19 protein-coding genes and 1 pseudogene are annotated in these 25,282 nt (G+C 71.3%); 7 read left to right on the forward strand and 13 right to left on the reverse strand.

The window, feature by feature from the left end; genetic code table 11:
* Positions 1 to 129 precede the first annotated feature (129 nt).
* The 4 genes and pseudogenes from gcvP to OHB21_RS27875 all read left to right on the forward strand — a co-directional run bounded on the left by gcvP (position 130) and on the right by OHB21_RS27875 (position 5,215).
* Positions 130 to 2,946 carry an aminomethyl-transferring glycine dehydrogenase gene (gene gcvP / locus OHB21_RS27860; RefSeq protein WP_195124158.1) on the forward strand — a complete coding sequence of 939 codons (2,817 nt, stop codon included), beginning with the start codon at positions 130 to 132 and terminating at the stop codon, positions 2,944 to 2,946.
* A gap of 39 nt (positions 2,947 to 2,985) precedes the next feature.
* A pseudogene (locus tag OHB21_RS27865) lies at positions 2,986 to 3,465 on the forward strand (ATP-binding cassette domain-containing protein); the annotation flags it as partial.
* Positions 3,466 to 3,549: 84 nt separating this feature from the next.
* Entirely contained in the window at positions 3,550 to 4,374 is an 825-nt protein-coding gene (locus tag OHB21_RS27870) for an ATP-binding cassette domain-containing protein (RefSeq protein WP_407675262.1), read from the forward strand.
* On the forward strand, positions 4,367 to 5,215 hold the full coding sequence (locus OHB21_RS27875; protein ID WP_067502367.1) for a Vgb family protein: 849 nt from the start codon (positions 4,367 to 4,369) through the stop codon (positions 5,213 to 5,215). Before OHB21_RS27870 ends, OHB21_RS27875 begins: the two co-directional genes overlap by 8 nt.
* A 60-nt stretch (positions 5,216 to 5,275) precedes the next feature.
* Here the strand turns inward: OHB21_RS27875 and OHB21_RS27880 are convergent, their stop codons facing one another.
* The 6 genes from OHB21_RS27880 to OHB21_RS27905 form a co-directional block, all read right to left on the reverse strand.
* The gene (locus OHB21_RS27880) at positions 5,276 to 6,892 is read right to left on the reverse strand and encodes a VWA domain-containing protein (RefSeq protein ID WP_067502366.1); all 1,617 of its coding nucleotides are present in this window, start codon (positions 6,890 to 6,892) and stop codon (positions 5,276 to 5,278) included.
* Positions 6,893 to 7,048: 156 nt separating this feature from the next.
* On the reverse strand, positions 7,049 to 7,321 hold the full coding sequence (locus tag OHB21_RS27885; RefSeq protein ID WP_067502363.1) for a WhiB family transcriptional regulator: 273 nt from the start codon (positions 7,319 to 7,321) through the stop codon (positions 7,049 to 7,051).
* Positions 7,322 to 7,342: 21 nt separating this feature from the next.
* Positions 7,343 to 7,888 carry an HNH endonuclease gene (locus tag OHB21_RS27890; protein WP_067502360.1) on the reverse strand — a complete coding sequence of 182 codons (546 nt, stop codon included), beginning with the start codon at positions 7,886 to 7,888 and terminating at the stop codon, positions 7,343 to 7,345.
* Between the two features lie 60 nt (positions 7,889 to 7,948).
* Complete coding sequence (locus OHB21_RS27895; protein ID WP_328436193.1) at positions 7,949 to 8,074, reverse strand: hypothetical protein; 126 nt, start codon at positions 8,072 to 8,074, stop codon at positions 7,949 to 7,951.
* A 270-nt stretch (positions 8,075 to 8,344) separates the two neighbouring features.
* Positions 8,345 to 8,872 (reverse strand): DM13 domain-containing protein, encoded by a 528-nt coding sequence (locus OHB21_RS27900; protein ID WP_067502357.1) that lies wholly within the window; start codon positions 8,870 to 8,872, stop codon positions 8,345 to 8,347.
* Positions 8,873 to 8,938: 66 nt separating this feature from the next.
* Complete coding sequence (locus OHB21_RS27905; protein WP_067502354.1) at positions 8,939 to 10,072, reverse strand: acyl-CoA dehydrogenase family protein; 1,134 nt, start codon at positions 10,070 to 10,072, stop codon at positions 8,939 to 8,941.
* Between the two features lie 93 nt (positions 10,073 to 10,165).
* Between OHB21_RS27905 and OHB21_RS27910 the strand changes: the two genes are divergently transcribed.
* On the forward strand, positions 10,166 to 10,846 hold the full coding sequence (locus OHB21_RS27910) for a winged helix-turn-helix transcriptional regulator (protein ID WP_067502351.1): 681 nt from the start codon (positions 10,166 to 10,168) through the stop codon (positions 10,844 to 10,846).
* Between the two features lie 45 nt (positions 10,847 to 10,891).
* Here OHB21_RS27910 and OHB21_RS27915 read toward each other — a convergent pair whose 3' ends face one another.
* From OHB21_RS27915 to OHB21_RS27940, 6 genes are all read right to left on the reverse strand, one after another.
* Positions 10,892 to 11,776: a hypothetical protein gene (locus tag OHB21_RS27915; protein ID WP_113974990.1), complete on the reverse strand. Its 885-nt coding sequence runs from the start codon at positions 11,774 to 11,776 to the stop codon at positions 10,892 to 10,894.
* On the reverse strand, positions 11,773 to 12,123 hold the full coding sequence (locus OHB21_RS27920) for a hypothetical protein (protein WP_113974991.1): 351 nt from the start codon (positions 12,121 to 12,123) through the stop codon (positions 11,773 to 11,775). The genes OHB21_RS27915 and OHB21_RS27920 overlap by 4 nt, the downstream gene beginning before the upstream one ends.
* 300 nt (positions 12,124 to 12,423) lie before the next feature.
* Positions 12,424 to 13,713 (reverse strand): acyl-CoA dehydrogenase family protein, encoded by a 1,290-nt coding sequence (locus OHB21_RS27925; RefSeq protein WP_067502315.1) that lies wholly within the window; start codon positions 13,711 to 13,713, stop codon positions 12,424 to 12,426.
* A 2-nt stretch (positions 13,714 to 13,715) separates the two neighbouring features.
* A complete protein-coding gene (locus tag OHB21_RS27930) occupies positions 13,716 to 14,354 on the reverse strand; it encodes a TetR/AcrR family transcriptional regulator (RefSeq protein WP_067502311.1) in 639 nt (212 codons plus the stop codon).
* Positions 14,355 to 14,520: 166 nt separating this feature from the next.
* Positions 14,521 to 14,856: a hypothetical protein gene (locus OHB21_RS27935; protein WP_067502307.1), complete on the reverse strand. Its 336-nt coding sequence runs from the start codon at positions 14,854 to 14,856 to the stop codon at positions 14,521 to 14,523.
* 40 nt (positions 14,857 to 14,896) lie between these two features.
* A complete protein-coding gene (locus OHB21_RS27940; RefSeq protein ID WP_067502304.1) occupies positions 14,897 to 15,652 on the reverse strand; it encodes an SDR family NAD(P)-dependent oxidoreductase in 756 nt (251 codons plus the stop codon).
* A 252-nt stretch (positions 15,653 to 15,904) separates the two neighbouring features.
* On the opposite strand from OHB21_RS27940, the gene OHB21_RS27945 reads away from it, so the two are divergent.
* Together OHB21_RS27945 and OHB21_RS27950 are read left to right on the forward strand one after the other, a co-directional pair.
* Positions 15,905 to 18,085: a malate synthase G gene (locus tag OHB21_RS27945; protein ID WP_067502301.1), complete on the forward strand. Its 2,181-nt coding sequence runs from the start codon at positions 15,905 to 15,907 to the stop codon at positions 18,083 to 18,085.
* Positions 18,086 to 18,779: 694 nt separating this feature from the next.
* Positions 18,780 to 24,236, forward strand: coding sequence for an ATP-binding protein (locus tag OHB21_RS27950; protein WP_195124161.1), 5,457 nt, complete (start codon positions 18,780 to 18,782; stop codon positions 24,234 to 24,236).
* Positions 24,237 to 24,486: 250 nt separating this feature from the next.
* Here OHB21_RS27950 and OHB21_RS27955 read toward each other — a convergent pair whose 3' ends face one another.
* Complete coding sequence (locus tag OHB21_RS27955; protein ID WP_328436194.1) at positions 24,487 to 25,278, reverse strand: PaaI family thioesterase; 792 nt, start codon at positions 25,276 to 25,278, stop codon at positions 24,487 to 24,489.
* Positions 25,279 to 25,282: the final 4 nt, after the last annotated feature.

The following is a 25,282-nucleotide window of genomic DNA, read 5'->3' on the forward strand; positions in this document are numbered from 1 at the left end:
GTGGCTCCGAGCCGCCCGCCCATGGGGAAAGGGAGCCCGCCATCGCGGTCCCCGAATCTCTCAGGCACCACGACAGAGGGGGAGGGCCCGCCGTCGACTCCGGTCGACCCGCCCGACCTTGGAGCTGCCGTGACTCGATCCTTCGCCGACCGCCACATCGGACCCGACCGGAGCGAACTCGACCGCATGCTGGCCGTCGTGGGCGTCGGCTCGCTCGACGACCTGGCCACCGCGGCCCTGCCCGCGAGCATCCTCGACGACTCCGCCGAGGGCGCGCTCGCCGCCCTGCCGCCCGCCCTCTCCGAACACGAGGCGCTGACCGAGCTGGCCGCCCTCGCACACAGCAACACGGTCGCCACGTCCATGATCGGCCTCGGGTACTACGACACCCTCACCCCGCCGGTGCTGGTGCGCAACCTGCTCGAGAACCCCGCCTGGTACACCGCCTACACGCCCTACCAGCCCGAGATCAGCCAGGGCAGGCTCGAGGCGCTGCTCAACTTCCAGACCATGGTCTCCGACCTCACCGGCATGGACGTGGCGAACGCGTCCATGCTGGACGAGGCCACCGCCGCGGCCGAGGCGATGACGCTGCTGCGCCGCGCGGGCCGGTCCTCCTCGTCGCGCCTGCTGGTCGACGCCGATCTGTTCCCGCAGACCAGGACCGTCCTCGAGACCCGCGCCGAGCCGCTCGGCATCGAGATCGTCGAAGCGGACCTGTCCGGCGGTGAGCTGCCCGAGGGCGACTTCTTCGGCGTGCTGGTGCAGACGCCGGGCGCGTCGGGCCGGATCGTGGACTGGACCCCGGTGATCACCGCCGCGCACGAGCGCGGCGCGCTGGTGGCCGCGGGCGCGGATCTGCTCGCGCTCACGCTGGTGACGCCGCCCGGGGAGCAGGGCGCCGACGTGTGCTTCGGCACCACACAGCGTTTCGGGGTGCCGCTCGGGTTCGGCGGTCCGCACGCCGGCTACCTGGCGGTGCGCACCGCGCACGCGCGGCAGCTGCCGGGCCGGCTGGTGGGCGTCTCGGTCGACGCCGACGGCGACCGCGCCTACCGCCTGGCGTTGCAGACCCGCGAACAGCACATCCGCCGCGAGAAGGCCACCTCCAACATCTGTACCGCGCAGGTGCTGCTGGCGATCGTGGCCGCCATGTACGCGAGCTACCACGGCGCCGACGGCCTGCGCGCCATCGCGCGGCGCGTGCACGGGCACGCGGCGGCGCTCGCGGCGGGACTGGACGGCGCCGTCGTGCACGACACCTTCTTCGACACCGTGCTCGCGCACGTGCCGGGCGGCGCGGAAGCCGTTGTGGCCAAGGCGAAGTCGCGCGGCATCAACCTGCGGCCGGTGGACGCCGACCACGTGGCCATCGCCTGCGACGAGGCGACCACCGACGCGCACGTCGCGGCCGTGCTCGAATCCTTCGGCACCGCATTGTCTTCCGAGAACACGGCCACCGTGGCCGCGCCGATCGAGACCCGCACCTCGGCGTACCTGACGCATCCGGCGTTCACCAGCTACCACACCGAGACCGCCATGCTGCGCTACCTGCGCCGGCTGTCCGACAAGGACATCGCCTTGGACCGCAGCATGATTCCGCTCGGCTCCTGCACGATGAAGCTGAACGCGACCGCCGAGATGGAGCCGATCACCTGGCCCGGATTCGCCCGGGTGCACCCGTACGCGCCGGTGGAGGACGCGCCCGGACTGCTGCGGCTGATCGCCGACCTGGAGGGCTGGCTGTCGGAGATCACCGGGTACGACCGGGTGAGCCTGCAACCGAACGCGGGCAGCCAGGGCGAGTACGCCGGGCTACTGGCCATCCGCCGCTACCACCTGGACCGGGGCGACACGCACCGCGACACCTGCCTGATCCCGTCCAGCGCGCACGGCACCAACGCGGCGTCGGCGGCCATGGTGGGCTTGCGCGTCGAGGTGGTGAAGTGCCGCGAGAACGGCGACGTGGACCTGGACGATCTGCGCGCGAAGATCGCCGACCACGCCGACCGGCTGGCCTGCATCATGATCACCTACCCGTCCACGCACGGGGTGTACGAGCACGAGGTGGCCGAGCTGTGCGCGCTGGTGCACGACGCGGGCGGCCAGGTGTACGTGGACGGCGCGAATCTGAACGCGCTGGTCGGACTGGCGCGGCCGGGGCGGTTCGGCGGCGACGTGAGTCACCTGAACCTGCACAAGACGTTCTGCATCCCGCACGGCGGCGGCGGTCCCGGCGTGGGTCCGGTCGCGGTGCGCGAGCACCTGGCGAAGTACCTGCCCGGTGACCCGCTGGAGCGCGGGTCGCACGCGGTATCGGCGGCGAAGTACGGTTCCGCGTCGATCCTGCCGATCACCTGGGCCTACATCCGGATGATGGGCCCTGCCGGGTTGCGCCGGGCGACGCTGTCGGCGATCGCGTCGGCCAACTACCTGGCGCGCCGCCTCGACGAGTACTTCCCGGTGCTCTACACCGGTGAGAACGGAATGGTCGCCCACGAGTGCATCCTCGATCTGCGCGAGATCACCAAGCGCACCGGCGTCACCGTGGACGATGTCGCGAAACGCCTGGCGGACTACGGTTTCCATGCGCCGACCATGAGTTTCCCGGTGGCGGGCACGCTGATGGTGGAGCCCACCGAGAGCGAGAACCTGGCCGAGCTGGACGATTTCGTGGAGGCCATGATCGCCATCCGCGCCGAGATCGACCGCGTCGGCGCGGGGGAGTGGCCGGTGGAGGACAACCCGCTGCGCGGCGCGCCCCACACCGCGGCCAGCCTGGTGGGCGACTGGAACCACCCGTACAGCCGCGAGATCGCGGTCTACCCAAGGGGTCTCGCGCACGCGCGGGCCAAGGTGTGGCCGCCGGTGCGGCGCATCGACGGCGCGTTCGGCGACCGGAACCTGGTGTGCTCCTGCCCGCCGCTGGAGGCGTACGCGGAATAGGGTTGCTGCCGGAGTTCAGAAGCCCGCGCGGGCCAGGGTGGCGGCCGCGTCGGCGGCGCGGGCGAGAACGGTTCGGGCAAATCGACGTTGCTGCGCGTGCTGGCCGGGCTCGAGCCCGTCGACGACGGCGCGGTCACCGTGACGGCGGCGGGCGGTGCCGGTCATCTCGCCCAGACCGTGGCGGGCGCGACCGTCGGGGAGGCGATCGATCTGGCCCTGGCCGAGCTGCGCGCACTCCGGGACGCCATGGAGCGCGCCGCCGAGGCGCAGGACATGGACGCTTACGGTGAACTGCTCACGGCCTTCGAGGCGCGCGACGGGTACGAAGCCGACAGCCGGGTCGACAAGGCGATGCACGGACTCGGTCTGGCGGGCGTCGGCCGGGAACGGCCGCTGCCGTCGCTGTCGGGTGGCGAACGGGCTCGGCTGGCGCTGGCCTGCCTGCTGGCCGCCTCACCGGAGATCCTACTGCTGGACGAGCCGACGAATCATCTGGACGAGGCGGCACTTTCGTGGCTGGAGGACCGGCTGCGGGCGCATCGCGGCACCGTCGTGGTGGTGTCGCACGACCGGGTGTTCCTGGACCGCGTCGCCACCGCGATCGTGGAGGTCGACCACGGCGGACTCACCCGGTTCGGTGGCGGCTACTCGGGTTTCCTCGCCGAGAAGGCCGCGGCGCGGCAGCGCTGGGAGCAGGCGTTCGCGGACTGGCGCGCCGAGATCCGCGAGCTGGAGCAGTTCGCGGCGAGCACCGCGCATAGCGTCGCGCCGGGCCGGGAACGCAAGGACAAGAACAAGATGGCCTACGACCGTAACGCGGGCCGCGTGCAGAGTTCGGTGTCGTCGCGGGTGCGGCGGACGGCCGAACGGATCCGCCGGCTCACCGACGACCCGGTGCCGGAGCCGCCGAAGCCGCTGCGGTTCCGCGGGGGATTCACTGCGGCGGACGAAAAGTCGTTCCGCCTCGGCTCGGTGACCTTGGGCCCGCAGGACCGGCTGCTCATCCACGGGCCGAACGGCTCGGGGAAAACGACACTGCTGGAACGGATCTACGCCGAGTCGTCCGGGCGGATCGGCTATCTGCGACAGGAGGTGGCGTTCGATCCGGAGCCGACCGTCGTGCAGACCTATGGTTTCGGGCGCGACCGGCTCATGGGGACCGGGTTGTTCAAGCGCTCGGCGTTGGACCTGCCCGTGGGCGCGCTGTCGGAAGGGCAGCGGCGGCGGCTGGCGCTGGCGCGGTTGCTGAGCGAGCCGCACGACCTGCTGCTGCTGGACGAGCCGACCAACCACCTGTCGCTGACGCTGGTGGAGGAGCTGGAGGAAGCGCTCACCGAGTGCCCGGGCGCGGTCGTCGTCGTATCCCACGACCGCGCGCTGCGTCGGCGGTTCGCGGGTGAACACTTGGAGGTGAACGAGATTGGCTGATATTCGTACGGTCGAGACGCCCGGCTCGCCCTACGGGGTAACCGTGGACGCGCACGGCGGCGTGTGGTTCACCATGGTGGACAAGGGGGCGATCGGGCGGCTGACGGGTGATCAGGTGGAGGTCTTTCCGCTCGATCCGGCGGACGGGCAGCCCACGGTGATCGTCGCGGGGCCGGGGGATGCATTGTGGTTCACCGAGTTTCGCGGGAACCGCCTCGGTCGTATCGACCACGACGGGGAGCTGTCGTTCGTGAAGGCCGACGGTCCGTACGGGCTGTGCGTCGGACCCGACGGGGCGCTGTGGTTCACGGAGCCGGGGACCGGTCACATCGGTCGGCTCGACGCGGACGGTGCCCTCACGCGGTTCGCCGCGCCGGGAATGCCGTCGATGATCGTCCCGGGATCCGATGGGGCGCTGTGGTGCACGCTCAACCAGGGCAACGCGATCGGCAGGCTCACCGTGGACGGGGCGCTCACCACCTTCGCCTTGCCCACCGAGCAGGCGGGGCCGATCGGCATCACGGCGGGACCCGACGGTGCGCTGTGGTTCGTGGAGATCGGGGCGGGGCAGCTCGGCCGGATCACGACGGACGGCGCGATCATCGAATTCCCGCTACCGGACCGCGCGGCGCGTCCGCACGCGATCGTCACGGGAAGTCATGGGGCGCTGTGGTTCACGGAGTGGGGAACATCGCGTCTGGGTCGCTGCACGGTGGAGGGCGACATCACGGTGACCGACCTGCCCGGTGCGGAACCGCACGGAATCGCCGCCGCGCCGGATGGAACACTCTGGGTGGCAATGGAATCCGGCGCGCTGGTGAACGTCGCTCCGGCCCACTGAGCTGCCCGAGTGTGGACCTCCCGAGGTCGGTTGCGGGCGAGCGTATCTCCCCGCGACCGGTCAGGTGGTGGTCAGCGCCTCCACCACGGCGGTGCCGAAGCTGATGTCGTTGGTGGTCGGCAATCGGGTGTAGGTGCCGCCGGTGTTCTCGGCGGCGGCCTGGAGGGTTTCGGTGCCCGTGCCGCCGATGACGATGACGTCGATGCGCACCGGGCGGTCGGGGTCGGCGGCCGCGGCGAGGTCGGCCAGCAGTTGCGCGCCGGTCACCGAGGAGTCGTCGTCGGGGCCGTCGGTGATGAGCAGGACCGAGTTGGTGCGGCCCGGCGTGTAGTCCTCGATCGCGGCCGCGTAGGCGGCGATCAGCGAGGGGTAGGCCTGGTCGGCGCGAATATCGGTGGCGCGCAAGCTGTTCAGGGTGCTGGTGAGCGTCGAGCGCTGGCTGTCGGTGAGCGGACCGGTCGGCGTCTCGACCCGGTAGGGCGTGGTGCCCTCGAGGTTCTTGCCGAACGCCCAGATGCCGAGCGCGTAATCGGGCGGCATCACGTTCATGGTCGACAGCAGCGCGCCGGTGACGGTGCCGAGGCGGGTGCTCACGCCCTCCGGAGTCGACATGGACGCCGACACGTCCACCAGCGCCGTGGCCCGCACGCCCAGCACCGGGTCGGCGAGGGTGGCCGAAACCTTCTCCAGCGCGGCGCGTGTCGCGCCGGGACCGGTCGGCGGCGGCACGGCGGTGAAGCCTTCGGCGGTGAAGAAGCCGGCGTTGGCGCTGTCTCGCAGGTAGTCGGCGAAGATCCCCGCGACCAGGTTCTGCGTCTGATCGACCCACGGTCCCGACATGATCGCGACGGGATGGTCCGAGGTCGGCGCCGTGCCCACCGGGCGATACACCGCCACACCCGGCTGCCGCGCGATTTGCTGTTCGGTTGCGGCAACGGCGTGAATGGTCGAGTCCGGTCCGTGTGCCGCGTCGGCGATCGCGGCCAGCGCGGCGGCGGTGTCGGCGGCCTCGGGCGCGCCCGCCGCGAGCCCGGACACGGCGGTCACCACCTGGCCCGTCGCGGCGCCCGCCTCGGAGAGCGGTTCCTCACCCGCGATCGCCGCACCGGTCGCGACGGCCACGCCCAGCGTCGCGTCGCCCGGCGGCAGCGCGAGCCGCAGCCCACCCCACCCCGGCAGGCCGATCTCGGCGAGCGAACCCTGTTGCAGGCGCGGCAGATCGCCCCACGCGACCTGGGCCTCGGTGAGCGCGGCGCGCAGCGCCTCCGGCACGCCGAGCGCGATCGGCGTGCCCGCCAACGGAAGTGGGTCGCCGGCGATGAGTCCGGGCACCCGCATCGACTCGACGGCGCGCGAGGAATCGGGAATCCACAGCGCGGGCTGCGGGCCGAGGGTGCCGTTCCACACACCGCTGTCCCGGAACCCCGCGGCGATATCGGCCGAGGGACGGCCGGTGACGGTCACCTGCGCGCAGTGGTCGCGCACCACCGGCGCGGTGGCGTTGTACTTGTCGGCGATCGCGCGGACCGGGCCCTCCAGTCCGGGGTCGACGGTGACGAAGAGCGTGACCTCGCCCTCCACGCAGTCGGCGGCCGCGGCGCTGTCGCGGTCGGCGGCCCGGTCGCGCAACTGGAACCAGCCGAAGATCGCGGCTCCCAGCAGCAGGATCGCGACCACTGCGATAACCGGACCTTTGCTGACGCCCCGGGACCGGGTTCCGCTGCGATGAGTGCCCACGGCGATCAGTGTATGGTCCCGCCGCCGGGGCACGCCGGGCGCGTCCACTTGCGCCGAACGGCGCGGACCGCCGTGTCCGGCGGTCCGCGCCCGGTCCTACTCGCGGATCACGCGTCCCCGATCGAACTCGTGCCCGCCCCACACCCCGGACTGTCCGGTGGCGGCGGCGAAGTCGGCGCACTCCGCCCGGATGGGGCAGCCACCGCACACGGTGCGGGCGTACGCGAAGTCCTGCGACGGGTACGGGAACCACGCCTCGTGGTTCGGGTCGCCCCGGCACGCGGCGCGGTGCCAGCCGCGCGCGTCCGAGAGCGGCAGCAGATCGGTCAGCAGCGGCTCGACGGCTGTCGAGGTGGTACGGGCGGTCATGATTCACTCCTCTCCCGGTGTTCAGGTGGTGGCCAGGTGCTTCCAGATCCGGCGTTGCCGCTTGGCCAGGTGGTTGGGCGCCTTCGGCTCCCACAGCAACCGCATCCCGGCCTCCTCCGGGGTGCGGTCGGCCTTGCGCGTGTTGCACGGTGCGCAGGCCGCGACGAGGTTGCTCCAGGTGTTCGGCCCGCCCCGGCTGCGGGGGCGGATGTGGTCGACGGTGCGCGCCCACCCGGCGCAGTAGCCGCAGCGGTGCGCGTCGCGCCGCAGCACGCCCGCGAGCGTGGCGCGGCTCTCGTCGTGCACCAGCGCGGTGTGCTCGATGTAGACGTAGCGCAGCAGGCGGATGGTCTCGGGCAGCGCTATCTCGACGTGCCGGGAACGGATGGGGAAGTACGGCTCCCGATCCGCGACCGACTCGGCGGCCCCGCTGAGCACCAGCACGACGGCGCGGTCGGCGGCGATCTCGTCCAGCGCCTCGTAGGAGGCGTTGAGCACGAGAACGCCGCTGTGTATCCAGTTGTCGACGGTCAACGCCGCGGAGTTCGCGGCACGGCGGAATATCATGGGGCTCACCATGTTCGAGACGACGCGGAAAGGGATGCGAGGGATGCGGCGGGCGCCGGATCAGCGATCGGCGGGGAAGTGGCCGATCGCGGTGACGTCGCCGAGCGACTGTCGACCGGGCGCGCTCGGGTTCGGCTGTCGCCGCCCGGCTTCGTGAGGCTTGGAGTCCAGATACGGATCGCGCACGGGCCACTTCCTCCTTCCTGGATGTCGGCGGACCGCACCGCCGGTCGGCGCGGTCCTCGTGGAAACACATGGTGGCACACCGAACCCGGCGTTGTCGGCCCATTTTCGCGGGTGTGCGCCGATCGCCGCCCCGAGGGGCCCATCGTGCCCGCTACGGCGGGGGATTGCCGCACGATGCGTTGTCCGGCAAGGTATTTCGCCCGGCTGGCGTCGGCGTTCATCCCGGGCATGCCGTTGGACCGCGCTCGGGTCTACCGGACCTCGGGCCGATCAGACGGGGTGCAGTTCGGCGGCTCCGAACGAAACATTGAACCGGTCGCACCAGATCGAGACGCTGGTGAGGACCGACAGATCCACGGTGGCGGGTACCGGGTAGTTCTGGTCGCCCTTGTTGCCCTTCAATCCGCCGAGATCGGCGTAGCGCCCGTCATCGAAAACGCCCCAGCCGGACACCCCGTCGATGACCGGCGCATCGCTGAGCCACACGTGCAGATCGGGGCCGTCGGACGTGTCCAGATCCTCGATCCGGAGCACGCGGCTCCCGTCCGGGAGCGCCAGCACGGCCACGGTGCCCGACGTGGCGTGCTCGTGGGAGAGGAACGTCCCGCGCGCGAGCACCCGGGGCGCGGCGGGCTCGGGAGCGGCCGGATCGGCGGCCGCGGTGGGCGGCGCCTCGGACACCGTGACATCGGTGAACAGCCGCCACGGCTGGAACCACACCGCTCCGATCGCCGTCGCGGCGACGAGAACCGCGACGGCGAGCCAGGTGATCGGGGAACGGGCGAGGCGCGCGATCATCGGGTGCGGTCCTTTCGGCACGGGGGCATGCGTTCCCATATAACACGACCCGCGAGGCCCCAGGGTTCAGCCGAGCGGGCCGTGGCCGAGCAGGACGTGGCCGGTGAACGCGGTCTGCTTGGCGCGCGGGAGCGGGTGGTAGACGCAGCCGTGGATGTCGCGCAGGCGCATTTCGAGGTCGTGCGTGCGGGAGTAGCCCGCGCCGCCGGCGAGTTCGGCCGCGCGGCGGACGGTGCCGATGAGGGCTTCGGCGGCGACCGTCTTGCGGCTCAGGATGCGGGCGGCGTGGGCGTCGGTGGCGTCGAAACCGAGGTCGTCGGAGGCGGCGAACATGGCCTCGATCAGGTCGTCGGCGGTGGTGTGCGCGTTGGCGAGTTCGCCCACCTGCCCCGGGAGGTGCGGATCGGGACGGCCGGCGACCAGCGCGAGCGCCGCGTCGACCGCGCCGTCGGCGATGCCGAGGTAGGCCGAGAGGATCAGGGGGATGGCGGCGCCGATCACCGCGTTCAGCAGCGGCGGCCACCGGTCGGCGGGGCGCACGAGCGACACCGCGGCGTCGGGGACGAACACGTCCTCGAGTAGCACGGTGTGTGAGCCGGTGGCGCGCAAACCCATGGTGTCCCAGGTCTTTTCGATCCGCACCCCGGGCGCGGAGAGCGGGATCGCGCAGTGCAGCACCTGGGGGCCGGCGGGGTCGCCGTCGTGGCGGACGCTGGTGACCAGGACGGTGCCGGCTTCGCAGCCGCTGGCGGGCGCTTTGCGGGCGTGCACCCGGTAGCCGCCGTCGACGCGTTCGGCGCGGCCCGAGGAGGCCACCCAGTCGGCGGCGCCGGTGCTGACGAGCAGCGCGCCGCCCACCACCTTGCCGAAGACGGCGCTCGCGTCCGCGCCGTGGCGGTGCCGCCACACCTGGGTGGCGACCAGGTGCGTGTGCATGGCGAAGGTGACGGCGGTTGACGGGTCGTGCCTGCCGAGTGCGCGCAGCACCGCACCCAGCTCGCGGTGGGTCGCCCCGCCGCCGCCGAACTCGGCGGGCACCAGGGCGGCGGCGAGACCCGCCTCGCGCAACCGGTCGAAGGCGGCGAGGGAGATCTCGCCGGTGCGGTCGCGCTCGGCGACTCCGTCGCGCAGGGATTCGCCGATCTCACGGGCTGTGGCGGCCAGGTCGGCGGTGCCGGGGAGGGTTGCTGTGGTGTTCATGTTTCGAAGCTACGAACGGCCGCGATAACCGAATAGTCCAGAAAGTGAACCCTCCCGGTCCTGGATGTGGACCGGCGATCCGCGAGGTGTGGCGTGACGACAGACACGGTGAGCTACGGCCAGTACTGCCCGATCTCGCGGGCGCTCGACGTGCTCGGCGACCGGTGGTCGCTGCTGATCCTGCGCGATCTGCTGGTCGGGAGCACCCGGTTCAACGACCTGGCGCGCGGGCTGCCGGGGCTGTCGCGCAGTCTGCTCACGAAGCGGCTGCGCCAGTTCGAACGGGCCGGGCTGGTGCACAGGACCGGCGGTCGCTACCTGCTCACCGATTCGGGACGCGAGCTCGAGCCGATCCTGTTCGGCCTGGGGGAATGGGGTGCGCGGTGGACGTTCGGCGAGCCCGATCCGCACGAACTGGACGCCGATCTGCTGGTGTGGTGGATGCACACCCGCCTGGACACCTCGTCGTTCCCCGGCGCCCGGCACGTGCTGAACCTGCTGTTCCACGACGATCCGCGCCGGTATTGGATCGTGGTGGAACACGGGACGCCGTCGGTGTGCTCGGCCGATCCGGGCTTCCCGGTCGACGTGACCATCCGCGCCGAGGTCGCCGCCCTCTACCAGGTCTGGCTCGGCCGCATCACCCTCGCCCACGCCCAGCGCACCGGGCGCGTCGAGTTCGCGGGCCCGCCCGCGCTCACCCGACGGATGAGCGAGGTCCTGCGCCTCAGCCCCGTCGCCTCCATGGCGGGACCGACCGTGCGCTCGGCGTAGCGGGCGCGGCGCCACGCACCGAGAGCGATTGCGCGCGAGCCTCTTTCACGGATTCCGGCCGAGGTCGACGCGCACGGATTCGTCGTCGTCGAGCAGGAAGACGCGGTCGCGGCCGCGCTGCCACTGTTGCGGCAGCAGATACCAGCGGTCGTCCGCGCGGGCCAGCAGCCACAGGCCGCTGTAGACGTAGCGGTACTTCTCGCCGGGCGCGGTGATCTCACCGACCTGCGTGCCCGCTCCTTCGAGGGCCAGGCGCTCGGTGCTGAACACCAGTACGGTCGGGCGGTCGATGAAGTGCGCGGCCTCGGCGTGCGCGGCTTCGCGGGCGCCCTTGCGTTCGCCGTAGGCGGCGACAGCCCAGATGTAGCCGATCACGGCGACCGACACCAGCGCGAGGACGCCCGCCCGCGTCGCCACCCGGCTCGCGTGGGCGCTGCCGATCAGGAACCGGTGGCGCCAGCGCAATCCGAGCGCGCAGGCCGAAAGCGCCGCGCCCGCCACCAGCAGCACCGGGCCCGGCGTAGCGAGCGGCGCGGCCAGCGGGGTGGGCACCAAGGCGGCGACGGCGACGAGCATCGTGAGGCTCCCGCCCATCACCGCGAGCCCGAGAATCCAGCCGCGCAGCGTGCGGCGCGGCCGCGCGGTCCGGCGCGCGTGCGCGGCGGGCGCGCGGTGCAGGGGCAGCAGCGCCAGCGCGGTCAGCAGCGTGACCAGGACCGGGACGAACATCGACGAGAGGCTGGCGAGCACGTAGTCCTGGGTGGTGAAACCGAGCATCGCGGCGGGCACGCCGAAGTGGCCGTAGAAGGCGCGGTGGTGGGCCCAGCCGAAGTAGTAGAGCACGGCCGTCACGAACGCGACCTGTGAGGCGAGGGCGCCGAGCAGCCCGAGCACGGCGGCGGGCGTGCCGTGCTCGGCGGAACCGGTCACGGCGTCGGTGTGGTGTCCGGCGGCGGGATCACCGCGGTGGTGGTCGGGTCGATGGTGGTCGGATCGGTGTCGGTCGTCGTCGGGAAGACCGGCGTGCCGTTGGCCGTGGGCGTCGTGGAGGGTGGGCCGATGGTGCTGACACCGGTCGTGGTGCGCCGCAACGTGGGCGCCGTGCTCGGCAGAATTCCCGTATAGGGAACCGCCGTCGGCGCGGTGGTCGCCAAGGTTGCGGTGGTGCTCGCGACAGTGGTCGGTGTGGCGGGCGGGTCGGCGTCTCCGGTGCACCCGGCCGCGACGAGCGCGCCCGCGACGGCAGCACCCGCGAGAGACAGCGTGCCACGCCTCACGAGCGTTCCCCTCGTCCGGATCGATCTGTGCGAGAAGAGAATTGTGGCACGCGAACGAGGCCGCGGGCGGCGTTGTCGAGGGCCACTGACAAACTCGTGGCCGACCGGATGCTCGGGCCGGAGTCGCGGAAAGGCCGCTGCCAGTGGGGATTTCCCTGCGACACCGCCCCGGCGCGACACCCGACCCGCGTTCGAACGCCCACTCATCCGCCCCGGGTGACGGTCACGGGTTGCCGACGACGTGCTCGAGCCCGCCGCGACCCCGACTCACGTTCGAATGCTCAACCGCCCGCGTGACGGTCAGAGGTTGCCGACGATGTGTTCCAGGCGTTCGGCGACCAGGGCCCGGGCCTGCTCGCGCAGGGCGGGGCGATATCCGCTGGGATACACGGGATCTGCGGGGGCGTAGGTCTTCAGCACCTCCTTGGCGAGGGTGATCTTGTGGACCTCGGTGGGCCCGTCGGCCAGGCCCATCACCTCGGCGTAGTTCATCATGTCGACGAACGGCAGGTCGTCGCTGACGCCGATCGCGCCGTGCAGGTGCAGGGCGCGCTGGGCGATGTCGTGCATGACCTTGGGCATGGCCACCTTGATGGCGGCGATGTCCTTGCGCACCTTCAGGTAGTCCTGTTCCTTGTCGATGCGCCAGGCGGTGCGCAGGACCAGCAGCCGGAACTGCTCCATCTCGATCCAGCTGTCGGCGATGCGCTCCTGGGTCATCTGGAGCCCGCCCAGCGGGCCTTTGCGCATCTGACGCGACACCGCGCGCTCGCACATCATGTCGAATGCCTTGCGCACCAACGCGACCGTGCGCATGGCGTGGTGCACGCGCCCGCCGCCGAGGCGGGTCTGCGCGACGAGGAAGCCCTGCCCCTCCTCGCCCAGCAGGTGGTCGGCGGGCACCCGGACGTCGGTGAATCGCAGGTGGCCCTCGTGTTCGCTGAACCCGCGCACGTGGAAGTTCTTCACGATCTCGAGGCCGGGGGTGCCGGCGGGCACGATGAACATCGACATGCCCTGGTACGGGCTCACTTCGGGGTTCGTCACCACCATGACGATGTGGAAGGCGGCGAACTGCGCGTTGGAGTTGAACCACTTCTCGCCGTTGATCACCCAGTGGTCGCCGTCGCGGACCGCACGGGTGCGGAACAAGGTGGGATCGGAGCCGCCCGTGGGTTCGGTCATCACGTAACAGGAGCCGATCTCCCCGGCCAGCAGCGGCGCCAGATACTCGTCCTTCTGTGCCTGCGTGCCGTAATGGGCGAGGATCTCGGCGTTACCGGAATCCGGTGCCTGGCAACCGAAGACGGACGGCGCCCAGATCGACGTGCCGAGCACCTCGTTGAGCAGCGCCAGCTTCATCTGCCCGTAGCCGGGGCCGCCGAGTTCGGGGCCCAGATGGCAGGCCCACAGCCCCTGCTCCTTCACCTTCTCCTTGAGCGGGCGCATCAGCGCCATGGCCTCGGAGTCGGTGCGGTCGTAGGGATTCGGGTAGAGCAGGTCGAGGGGTTCGACCTCGGTGCGGACGAACTCCGCGGCCCAGTCCAGCTTGGACTGGAACTCCGGGTCGGTCTCGAAATCCCAAGCCATGGTCAGCCTTTCGTCGTGCGGTCGGTCGCGACACCGTCGAGGACGGTGGCGAGGAGGATGTCGGCGATCTCGTCGGGGGTGCGGCCCCCGTGCGGCCGATACCAGAGGGTCACCGAATTCAGCATGCCGAGCAGGCTGTTGGTGACGACGTGGTCGGCGGTGCGCAGCACGCCCGCCGCGTGGCCCGCGTCGAGGACGCGCTGCCAGGCGCGCTGCACCCGGTCGCGCAGGTCCTGGAGTTCGGCGGCGCGTTCCCCGGTGAGCGCGCCCACATCGCGCAGTTGGACAGCCACTTCGCGCCGGTGCCTGATGATGAGGCGCACGTGGCTGCGGATCAGCGCACGCAGCTTGTCGACCGGGTCGCCGGGGCCGTCCGCGATGCGCTCGGCGTCATCGAGCACCAGGACCGTGTAGTCGCGCAGGATCTGCCAGAGCAGTTCCTCTTTGGAGCCGATGTGGTAGTAGAGCGCGCCGCGCTGGACGTCGGCGCGGTCGCCGATCTCGGCGACGCCGGTGCCGTGGAAACCCCGCTCCGCGAACAGTTCCAGGGCCGCGTCGAGGATGCGCGCCCTGGTGTCGCCCGCACCGGCCGCCGAGCCGGGTGGCCGTCCCCGGCGCCGGACGGGCGCGGGGCCGCTCACCGCCGCGCTCCGCTCGGAACGTGCCAGTGTCCAGCGGCAACGGCTTCTCGGTGATCGCGAACGCGACAGGTGCCGAGAACGCGGGTAGCGCTCGCGGCCCGAGTACGACGAAGTCTGCTTGCCCGGCAACGATGTTCGAGCGAGCTCGCCGTGTCGTCGAGCGTTCTCATCGCGACGCGTCCAGCACGGTCTTGCATACGTTGTCCGCGCGGTCGGCGAACATGCGGTAGGATCGCGCACGGTCGGACAGCGGAAGCGTATGGGAGACAACCGCTTCGGGGCGCAGACGGTTCGCCGCGGTGAGGCGCAGCAGGGCGGGCAGCTCGCACTGGATCGAGCACAGGCCGATGTGGAACTCCAACTCGTTTACCTGCGCCAGGGGCAGATCGCTGCCGCAGACGCCCGCCGCCGTGACGCGCACGATCGCGCCGTCGGGGCCGGGCAGTGCCGTGCACTCGGCGAACTCGATCTGCCCCGGGCCCGCGTACACCAGCGCTTTCATCGCCGTCCTTCGCTCGTCGTGTCGTGGCCGCCGGAGGTGTTCACTTCCAGCCGCCGTCCAGCGCCAGTGTCGCACCGGTGCAGAATGCCGACGCGTCGGTGGCGAAATACAGTGCCGCGCCGACGATCTCGTCGGGCTCGCCGACACGGCCGAGGGCGTTGGCGGAGGTGAGGTGGCTGCACAGCTCCTCGGGCCAGGCCTTGGAGATGTCGGTGGCGAACGCGCCGCACTGGATGGCGTTGACGCGCACCGACGGCCCGTAGGCCTGCGCCATGCCCGCGGTGAGGGCGTTGAGCCCGGCCTTCGCGGCGGCGTAGGGAATGGCCATCGGCTCGGGCCGGGCGGCCTCGATGGAGGAGATGTTGAGGATGCTGCCGCCCCCGGCCGCCGCCATCCGGGGCGCGACGAGAGCCGACAGCCGGAACGGCCCCTTGAGGTTGACGGCGATCACCTTGTCGAACATCGCCTCGCCGACCAGATCCAGGCTCGGGTACAGCAGCGACATTCCCGCGTTGTTGACCAGCACGTCGACCCGCCCGAATTCGGCGTAGGCCGTCGCCACCAGCTCGTCGCAGCGATCCCAGTCGCTCACATTGCAGGAGACCGGCAGGGCGCGCCTGCCGTAGGTCTCGCGCACCTCGCGCGCCAGGGCGGCGCACCCGTCGAACTGCCTGCTCGCGATCACGACGTCGGCGCCCGCCTCCGCGAACGCCAGCACCATCCGCCTGCCGAGGCCGCGGCTACCGCCTGTGACCAGCGCCACCTTGCCGTCGAGCGTCACCGGGGCTCCCTCCATAGGGAAATGTTCCGGTCAGTACATTAATTGCGCGGGCGGTTACGATCAAGGGGTTGTCCGGCCGACCGCCGGCAGCGGGTGACGCGCTGTGCGACCGACCAGGCTTCGCGGGCGCGGCGGAACAGATTCGGCAGCCGAGGCGTTTGACCCGACGCACTCGACGCGCACGGCCCTCGCGCAGGTGAGGGCTTTACCGGCGGGTAACATATGACCGTCTTTTCCCACCAGGCTTTCTCAGAAGTGAGGCAGTAGATGACAGAGCGGATTCAGGTCGGCGGGCTCCAGGTGGCCAGCGTTCTCCACGAGTTCGTCGAGAACGAGGCGCTTCCCGGTACCGGCGTAGATTCCGCCGCGTTCTGGGCCGGTGCCGAGCAGGTGATCAACGATCTGGCTCCGCGCAACCGCGCCTTGCTGGCCGAACGCGACGAGATCCAGGGCAAGCTCGACGCCTGGCACGCCGAGAACCCCGGCGCGAACTACGACAAGGCCGCCTACAAGAAGTTCCTCACCGATATCGGCTACCTGCGCGAGGAGCCGGCCGATTTCCAGATCGAGACCCAGAACGTCGACGCCGAGATCGCCTCGACCGCGGGTCCGCAGCTGGTGGTGCCGGTGATGAACGCGCGCTTCGCGATCAACGCCGCCAACGCGCGCTGGGGGTCGCTCTACGACGCGCTGTACGGCACGGATGCGATTCCGGAGACCGGTGGCGCGGAGAAGGGTTCGGGCTACAACAAGGTGCGCGGTGACAAGGTCATCGAGTGGGCGCGCAACTTCCTCGACGACGCCGTCACGCTGATCACCGGCTCGCACATCGGCTCCACCTCCTACAAGATCGTCGACGGTGAGCTCGAGGTCGGCCTGGAGGACGGCACCGAGATCGGCCTGGCCGATCCGGGTCAACTGGTCGGCTACATCGGTGATCCGGCGTCGCCGAGTTCGGTGCTGCTGAAGCACAACGGCCTGCACATCGAGATCCAGATCGACCCGTCCTCGCCGATCGGCAGCACCGACACCGCCGGTGTGAAGGACGTGGTGCTGGAGTCCGCGGTCACCACGATCATGGACTTCGAGGACTCGGTCGCCGCCGTCGACGCCGAGGACAAGGTCCTCTGCTACCACAACTGGCTGGGCCTGATGAAGGGCGACCTGGCCGAAGAGGTGAGCAAGGGCGGCAAGACATTCACCCGCACCATGAACCCGGACCGCGTCTACACCGCGCTGGACGGGTCGGAGCTGGTGCTGCACGGCCGTTCGCTGCTGTTCGTGCGCAACGTGGGTCACCTGATGACCTCCGACGCCATCCTCGACAAGGACGGCAACGAGGTGCCCGAGGGCATTCTCGACGGCCTGATCACCTCGCTGATCGCCAAGCATTCGCTGAACGGTGATACGAAGCTGAAGAACAGCCGCACCGGCTCGGTCTACATCGTGAAGCCGAAGATGCACGGCCCCGACGAGGTCGCGTTCACCAACGAGCTGTTCGGCCGCGTCGAGGACGTGATCGGCCTGGAGCGCAACACCCTCAAGGTCGGCATCATGGACGAGGAGCGCCGCACCACGGTGAACCTGAAGGCGTCCATCGCCGCCGCCAAGGAGCGGGTGGTGTTCATCAACACCGGCTTCCTGGACCGCACGGGCGATGAGATCCACACCTCCATGGAGGCCGGGCCGATGGTCCGCAAGGCCGATATGAAGGCCCAGCAGTGGATCCTGTCCTACGAGGACTGGAACGTCGACACCGGTCTGGCCGCGGGCCTGCCCGGCAAGGCGCAGATCGGCAAGGGCATGTGGGCCATGCCGGACCTGATGGCCGACATGCTGGTGCAGAAGGTCGGTCACCCGAAGGCAGGCGCCAACACCGCGTGGGTGCCCTCGCCGACCGCCGCCACCCTGCACGCCACCCACTACCACCTGGTGGACGTGTTCAAGCGGCAGGCCGAGATCGCCAAGGGCGGCCGTCGCGCCACCGTCGACCAGATCCTCGAGATCCCGCTGGCCGCGGACCCGAACTGGACCGCCGAGGACAAGCAGCAGGAGCTGGACAACAACTCGCAGTCCATCCTGGGCTACGTGGTGCGCTGGATCGACCAGGGCGTGGGCTGCTCCAAGGTGCCCGACATCAAGGACGTCGGCCTGATGGAGGACCGCGCGACCCTGCGCATCTCCAGCCAGCTCATGGCCAACTGGCTGCGCCACGGCATCGTCACCGCCGACGAGGTGGTGGCCAGCCTGGAGCGGATGGCGCCCGTGGTGGACCGCCAGAACGCGGGCGACCCGAACTACCGGCCGCTGGCGCCGGACTTCGCGGGCAGCATCGCCTTCCAGGCCGCCAAGGAACTCATCCTGGAGGGCACCAAGCAGCCCAACGGCTACACCGAGCCCATCCTGCACCGCCGCCGTCGCGAGGCCAAGGCCCTGACTCGAGTCTGAATGTACTGAGCGGCAATCGAATCCCCCGGTTGGGCACTGGCCCGCCGGGGGATTCCCCGTTCTCCCGGCGGGTTTCAGGACTGCCGGTAGGGCGAGAGGGGGTCGCGGCGGCCGCGTGGGCGACCATGGCCCACCGCGAGGTCGCGCCGAGTTCGTCCAAGGTGTTGCGCAGGTGCCTCGCGTACCACGTCGATATCGCGCTCGCGGTCGAGGATCCAGCTGAGCGCGGCGCGCCCGGCGCCGCCGGGGCTCGAACTCGGCGAGCGCGTCACGGCAGGATGCCGACGCGGCGGTCGGTGCGCGGATCGGAGGCGACCTCCGCGAGGTCGGCCAGCACCGCGACGGCCTCCGTGACGGTCAGCGTGCGCGCGGGGTTCCGGGCGGCCGCGAGTTCGAGCCTGCGTATGGCTGAGGTCGTCGACCGCCACTTGGAACCTCGCGTTCACGCGGGCGTCATACCCCCGAACACACAATGAACACTATTGCGCCGCACGATGTTTCGCCGCGCTCAATGTATCGGAAGACACACGGCCTACGTCCTTCGTCGCGCTTCCCGGCAGCGACCCGGAAATCGTAGGGTCGAGGTATCGCGGTGGTCGCCCTCTCGGCGCAGCGACGGCAGTCCCCGCGCGATCGGGCCGGGCCGGACGCGCGCGTTCGTCTCCGGACAGAGATCCGCCCTGGAGGAGTTGCCATGTTCACCCGCATCGCGATCGTCAACCGAGGTGAGGCGGCCCGTCGCCTGATCCACGCCGTCCGGGAACTCAACGCGGGCCGCCCCGGCCTGCCCCCGATCCGGACCATCGCGCTCCACACCGACGGCGAGCGGCACGCCGGATTCGTCCGCGCCGCCGACGAGGCGTACGCGCTGGGGCCCGCGTCGGCCCGCCCGTACCTGGACCACGCCGTGCTGGAACGGGCGCTGCTGGCGACCGGGGCCGACGCGGCCTGGGCCGGATGGGGTTTCGTCGCCGAGGACCCGGCGTTCGTGGACCTCTGCGACCGGATCGGCGTGCGTTTCGTGGGGCCGAGCGGGGCGGCGATGCGCGCGCTCGGCGACAAGATCGGCGCCAAACGGCTGGCTGAACAGGTCGGCGTGCCGGTGGCGGACTGGAGTCGCGGACCGGTGACCTCGCTCGCGGACGCGGCCGCGCAGGCCGAGCGCATCGGCTACCCGCTGATGCTGAAGGCGGCCGCGGGCGGCGGCGGGCGCGGCATCCGGATGCTCACCTCGCGGGCGGAGCTCGAGGACGCCTACGATCGCACCCGCGCGGAGGCACTGCGCGCGTTCGGCGACGACTCGGTCTTCCTGGAACGGTTGATCTCCGGCGCCCGCCACATCGAGGTGCAGGTGATCGCCGACAGCGCGGGCACCGCGTGGGCGCTGGGCGTGCGCGACTGCTCGGTGCAGCGGCGCAATCAGAAGATCGTCGAGGAGTCGGCCTCGCCCGTGCTCGACGCCGACCAGATCGCGTTGATCAAAGCATCGGCGGAACGGCTGGTCGCGGCCGTGGGCTACTGCGGCGCCGCCACCGTGGAATTCCTCTACGAGCCGCGTGAGCGGGTGTTCGCGTTCCTCGAGGTGAACACCCGCTTGCAGGTGGAGCACCCGGTCACCGAACTCACCACCGGATTCGACCTGGTGAAGGCGCAATTGGCGGTGGCCTCCGGGCTGCCGCTCGGTGACGACCGCCCCGTGGAGCGTGGCCACGCGATCGAGGTGCGCCTCAATGCCGAGGACGCCGAACGTGACTTCGCGCCCGCACCGGGCCGCATCGCGTTCACCCGCTGGCCGGTGGGACCGGGCGTGCGCATCGACACCGGGATCGTGGAAGGCGACGAGATCCCGCCGGACTTCGATTCGATGATCGCCAAGGTCATCGCCTACGGCCGCGATCGCGACGAGGCGCTGGCCCGGCTGCGGCGCGCGGTGGCCGAGACCACGGTGGTGATCGACGGCGGCGTCACCAACAAGAGCCTGCTGCTGTGGCTGCTGGCCGCACCGGACGTGATCGACGCGTCCGCCGACACCCGCTGGGTGGACCGGATGGCCGCAGCGGGCCGCGTCACGCCGCCGCAGCGCCCCGGGATCGCGCTGGCCGCCGCCGCGATCGAGAGCTACGAAGAGGACGAGCGCGCTCGGCGGATCCGCCTGTGGGAGAACGGGCGCGGCGGCCGGCCGCAGGTGCTCGACGACACCGTCGCGACCGCCGAGGTGGAACTGTCGGGGCGGGTGTTCCGCGTCGTGACGGCCCGCGTCGACGCGGACCGCTACCGCATCCGGATCGAGGACGAGACCTTCGACGCCGCGATCGAGCGGCGCGGCCGGTACCTCGCCACGCTCACCGTGCGCGGCCGCGCCTACGACACCGTCACCGCCGTGCAGGGCACCGTGCACGTGGTCGAGGTGGACGGCGTCGCGCACCGGGTGAGCCGGGCCGAAGGCGGCGCGGTGCGCGCGCCGGCTCCGGCCCTGGTGGTCGCGACCCCGGTGCCGGTGGGTGGCGAGGTGGCGGCGGGCGACCCGGTGATCGTGCTGGAGAGCATGAAGATGGAGACGGTGCTGCCCGCTCCGTTCGACGGCCGGATCCGCAATCTCGCCGTCTCCGTGGGCAGCCAGGTCGTCACCGGAACGCTGCTCGCGCAGCTGGACCCGGTGGGGGAGGAGGCCGCGCCGGAAGCGGCCGAGCCCGTGGACCTGATGCTGCCGCCCGATGTCGCGGCCGACGTCCCGGACGCGCTGCCCGCCCTGGCCGAACTGCACGCCCTGCTGCTGGGCTACGACTCGATCGATGGCGCCGACGACGCGCTCGCCCGTCATCTGCGCGAGCGCGAGCCCGTGGTGGCGGCCCTGGGCGCGCCGCCCGCCGCCGAAGCGGCGCTGCTGGACGCGTTCTGCGATCTGGCCGACCTGTTCGACCCGGCGCCCGCGCGCGAATCCCATCGCAGCCACCGCGAACAACTGCACGTCTACCTGCACAGCCTCGATGTGCGGCGGGGCGGCCTGTCCGCGGACTTCGAGGCGGCGCTCACCGCCGCGCTGGCCCACTACGGCGTGCCGGGGACCGAGCGCACACCGGAACTCGAAGCGGCCCTCTACCGAATCGTCTTGGCGGGCAAGCGGTTCGATCCGCTCGCCAAGGTCGCCGGCGAGCTGGTGAAGAGCTGGCTGGCCGGGCCGCGCCCGGACGAGGACGACGGCATCCGCGCCACGCTGGAACGACTGAGCCGGGCAACCGAGGTGCGCGACCCCGTCTTGGCGGAGCTGGCGCGCAGCGTCGGATTCCACTGGTTCGTGGCGCCGTCGGCCGACGCCGCGCAGGCGGCCGCGCTGGCCGGGGTGCCCGCGGAACTGGCCCTGCTCGCCGCCGAGACCGCGGGGCCGGACCGCGACCGCCGCCTCGACGCTCTCGCCGAGCTCGCCGAATCGCTCGACGGTGTGATCGGGGCCCGGCTGCGCGCCGAGGCGGGCGCACTGGACACGCCGCTGCTGGAAGTGTTGTGCCGCAGGCGTTATCGCGAGCAGCGGCTGCGCGAGGTGCGGACCGTCGCGCGCGCCGGGTTCGTCTTCGCGGCCTGCGACTACGAACTCGAGCTGCGCCCCGACGAAGCGGTGCCGACCACCTGCGTCGCGGTAGTGGCGGCGATGGGCGAGCTGCGGTCCGGCAGTCCCGTCGTCGCGGCGCTCGCCGGACAACTCGACGCGACCGAACCCGGACGGGTGCCGGTGGTGGATCTGCTGTTGCGCTGGGCCGACGCTCCCGACACGGTGGACGCGCGGGCGGCGGCGCTGCTGGACGCGCTGCGCGGCACGGGGCTGGCGGCGCACGTGCGGCGCGTGACCGTCGCGGTGGCGCCGCCCGACGGGTCGCACCTCGAGCACTTCACCTTCCGGGTGCGCGGCGGCGAACTGGTCGAAGACACGGTGGTGCGCGGCGTGCACCCGCTCATGGGCCGCCGCCTGCACCTGTGGCGGCTGCGCAACTTCGACCTGCACCGGCTGCCCGCGCCCGTCGACGTGGTGGCCTATCGCGCGGTGGCGAAGGAGAATTCGGCCGACCAGCGCCTGGTCGCGCTCGCCCAGGTGCGCACCTTCGAACCGGTGCGCCGCGAGGACGGCGCGATCGTCACCGTGCGCGGCGCCGACGCGGCGCTGGACGCCTGCGCGGAGGTGGTGGCGCGAGCGCGCCGCGATCTCGGCGCCGGCGGACCGGACCTCAACCACGTGTGGCTCGACGTGCGGCCCGTGATCGACGCCGACCCCGCGGCACTGGCCGAGTGGTTGCGGACCGCGTCGCGGCGGGTGCTGCTCTCCGGAATCCGAGAAGTATACGTGCACGGGCGTTTTCGCGGCTCGGGCGGTGCGTATGAGGTGCGCACGGTGCGCCTCGAGCATCACGCGGCGGCGGGCGGCGGCGTGGAAGTGGACCCCGCGCCGACCGCGCCGATCGCGCCGCTGCGCGACTACGACCAGAAGGTGCTGCGGGCCCGTCGTCGCGGCGCGGTGTACCCGTACGAACTGATCGACACCGTGCGCGGCCGCGACGGCGCGTTCACCGAACTCGACCTGGACGCCGATGGCCACGGTCTGGTTGAGGTGGACCGGCCGCGCGGTGAGAACACCTGCGGCATCGTCGTGGGCTCGGTGTCCACGCCGACCCCGCTGCATCCGGAGGGCATCCGCCGCGTCGTGCTGTTCGGCGATCCGCTGCGCGAACTCGGCGCACTGGGCGAGGCCGAATGCGCGCGCATCGACGCCGCCCTGGATCTCGCGGAGCGCGAAGGCATTCCGGTGGAGTGGTTCGCCCTGTCCGCCGGTGCGCGGATCGCGATGGACTCTGGCACCGAGAACATGGACTGGGTGGCGCGGGTGCTGCGCCGGATCGTGCGCTTCACCCAGGCGGGCGGCGAGATCAATATCGTGGTGGCGGGCATCAACGTCGGCGCGCAGCCGTACTGGAACGCCGAGGCCACCATGCTCATGCACACCAAGGGCATCCTCGTGATGACGCCCGCGAGCGCGATGGTGCTCACCGGCAAGCAGTCGCTGGACTTCTCCGGCGGCGTGTCGGCCGAGGACAACTTCGGCATCGGCGGCTACGCCCGCGTGATGGGCCCCAACGGTCAGGCCCAGTACTTCGCGCCGGATCTGGCTGCGGCGCAAGACATCCTGATGTCGCACTACGGCCACACCTACATCGCGCGCGGGGAAACGTCGCCCCGCCGCGCCGTCACCGCCGATCCGGTGGATCGCGACGTGACCGCGTTCCCGCACAGCCATCCCGGCAGCGAATTCATTACGGTCGGTGAGATCTTCGGCGCGGACACCAACCCCGACCGCAAGAAGCCGTTCTCGATCCGGGCCGTGCTGCGCGCGGTGTCGGACACCGACCACCTGCTTCTGGAGCGCTGGGCCGATATGGCCGAAGCCGAGACGGCCGTCGTCACCGACGCCCGCATCGCCGGGACCTCCGTCTGCCTGATCGGCATCGAATCCGTCCCGGTGCCCCGGCACGGGTTCCCGCCCGCCGACGGACCCGAATCCTTCACGGCGGGAACACTTTTCCCGCTGTCGTCGAAGAAGGTGGCGCGGGCCATCAACGCCGCGAGCGGCAACCGCCCGGTGGTCGTGCTGGCCAACCTCTCGGGCTTCGACGGCTCGCCGGAGTCCATGCGGCGGCTGCAATTGGAGTACGGCGCCGAAATCGGCCGCGCCGTGGTGAATTTCGAGGGCCGGTTCGTCTTCTGCGTCATCTCCCGCTACCACGGCGGCGCGTTCGTGGTGTTCTCCAAGGCGCTCAACCCGGAGATGACCGTGCTGGCCGTCGACGGCTCGTTCGCCTCGGTGATCGGCGGCGCACCGGCCGCCGCCGTGGTCTTCGCCCGCACGGTCGCCGACCGCACCGCCGCCGACCCCCGCGTGCGACTGCTCGGCGAACGCGTCGCCGCCACCGCCGACCCGGCCAAGCGGGTCGAACTGCTGACCGAACTGGCCGACCTGCGCACCGCCGTGCGCGCCGAGAAGCTCTCCGAACTCGGCGCCGAGTTCGACCGCGTCCACAGCATCCGCCGCGCGGTCGAGGTCGGCTCGGTCGACGAGATCGTGTCGGCGCAGCGGCTGCGGCCCCGGATCGCGGCGGCGCTGGGGTGATCCGGGCGGGCCGGGGTGCGTGCCGCCGGGCCCTATATCAATCCGTTACGCTGGTGCCCGCACTGAGGATCGTGAGAGGTTAGGAAGTATGGGAAGTACTGTTCTCGACATCGTCGCCCTGGTCACCAACCGCGCCGCGGCCTTCTGGAACTGGATGGCCACCGGATCGGCGGGCTTTCCTCCGCTGTGAGGTAATGCCGATATGAACCCCCGGTCTCGCGACCGGGGGTTTCTGCTATCCGGGGAGGTCTCAGGCCAGGTCGCGCGGTTCGATCCACAGCGCTTCGGCCACCGCGCACAGTTCGCCCGCGGCGGTCGAAAGTGCCACGCCCACCGTGTATTTGCGGCCCTGCGCGGCGATCGGCCAGGCGTGGGTGATGTGCGGTTCGCCGGCGCGAACCGGGCGCAGCACGGTGGCGGTGAGCGCGGCGGTCACGGCGCCGCGCCGCATGCCGAGGCGGACGAAGCCCGCGAGGCCGCCGGGGCAGTCGAGGGCGGACCACACGTCGTGCGGGGCCAAGATGCCGTCCAGGCCGGCCAGGGTCTCGTCGGGCACCCAGCCGCCCGTGATCAGCTCGCTCTCGGGCAGCACCCACGGGAACAGGCGCAGACCCTCGCCGGTCGCGCAGGACTCGCCGCAGCCGTAGCAGTCCGTGACGGGACGCTTCCCGGAGGCGAGGGCCGCTTCGGTCACCGCCAGCGCGTCGTCCCAGGACGGGGTGGGCGGGACGTCCACGGACAAGGTCGCGGGGTTGGCCTCCGCCAGCAGAGTGCCCGACGGGAGGCGCATCGCCGCGCCGCCCGATTCGGTGGCGGAGAGGTTCAGCGGCTCGCCCACCGGGACCTTCGCCCGGAAATCGACGCGCACGGTCGCAGCGGTGCACCGCGCCGCGAGCACCCCGGCGACGTACCCGCCGAACGCCACCTGCGGATACCCGTGCACGTGGTCGGGCACGGTCAGTTCATCGACCTCGATCATCCGGCGCAACACCTCTCCCGCCACCGTCATACCGTCCCCGACCATACCGGCGGTTACGGACACGCCC

The sequence above is a fragment of the Nocardia puris genome (genome assembly GCF_036051655.1).
In the GTDB taxonomy this organism is placed as follows: Bacteria; Actinomycetota; Actinomycetes; order Mycobacteriales; family Mycobacteriaceae; genus Nocardia; species Nocardia puris.

Coding starts and splice junctions, on each gene's coding strand:
- OHB21_RS27935 (WP_067502307.1), bottom strand. CDS start 14,856: ATGAAAGCGCTGGTGTACGCGGGCCCGGGGCAGATCGAGTTCGCCGAG.
- OHB21_RS27945 (WP_067502301.1), top strand. CDS start 15,905: ATGACAGAGCGGATTCAGGTCGGCGGGCTCCAGGTGGCCAGCGTTCTC.
- OHB21_RS27890 (WP_067502360.1), bottom strand. CDS start 7,888: ATGATATTCCGCCGTGCCGCGAACTCCGCGGCGTTGACCGTCGACAAC.
- OHB21_RS27940 (WP_067502304.1), bottom strand. CDS start 15,652: ATGGAGGGAGCCCCGGTGACGCTCGACGGCAAGGTGGCGCTGGTCACA.
- OHB21_RS27900 (WP_067502357.1), bottom strand. CDS start 8,872: ATGATCGCGCGCCTCGCCCGTTCCCCGATCACCTGGCTCGCCGTCGCG.
- OHB21_RS27950 (WP_195124161.1), top strand. CDS start 18,780: ATGTTCACCCGCATCGCGATCGTCAACCGAGGTGAGGCGGCCCGTCGC.
- OHB21_RS27905 (WP_067502354.1), bottom strand. CDS start 10,072: ATGAACACCACAGCAACCCTCCCCGGCACCGCCGACCTGGCCGCCACA.
- OHB21_RS27885 (WP_067502363.1), bottom strand. CDS start 7,321: ATGACCGCCCGTACCACCTCGACAGCCGTCGAGCCGCTGCTGACCGAT.
- OHB21_RS27925 (WP_067502315.1), bottom strand. CDS start 13,713: ATGGCTTGGGATTTCGAGACCGACCCGGAGTTCCAGTCCAAGCTGGAC.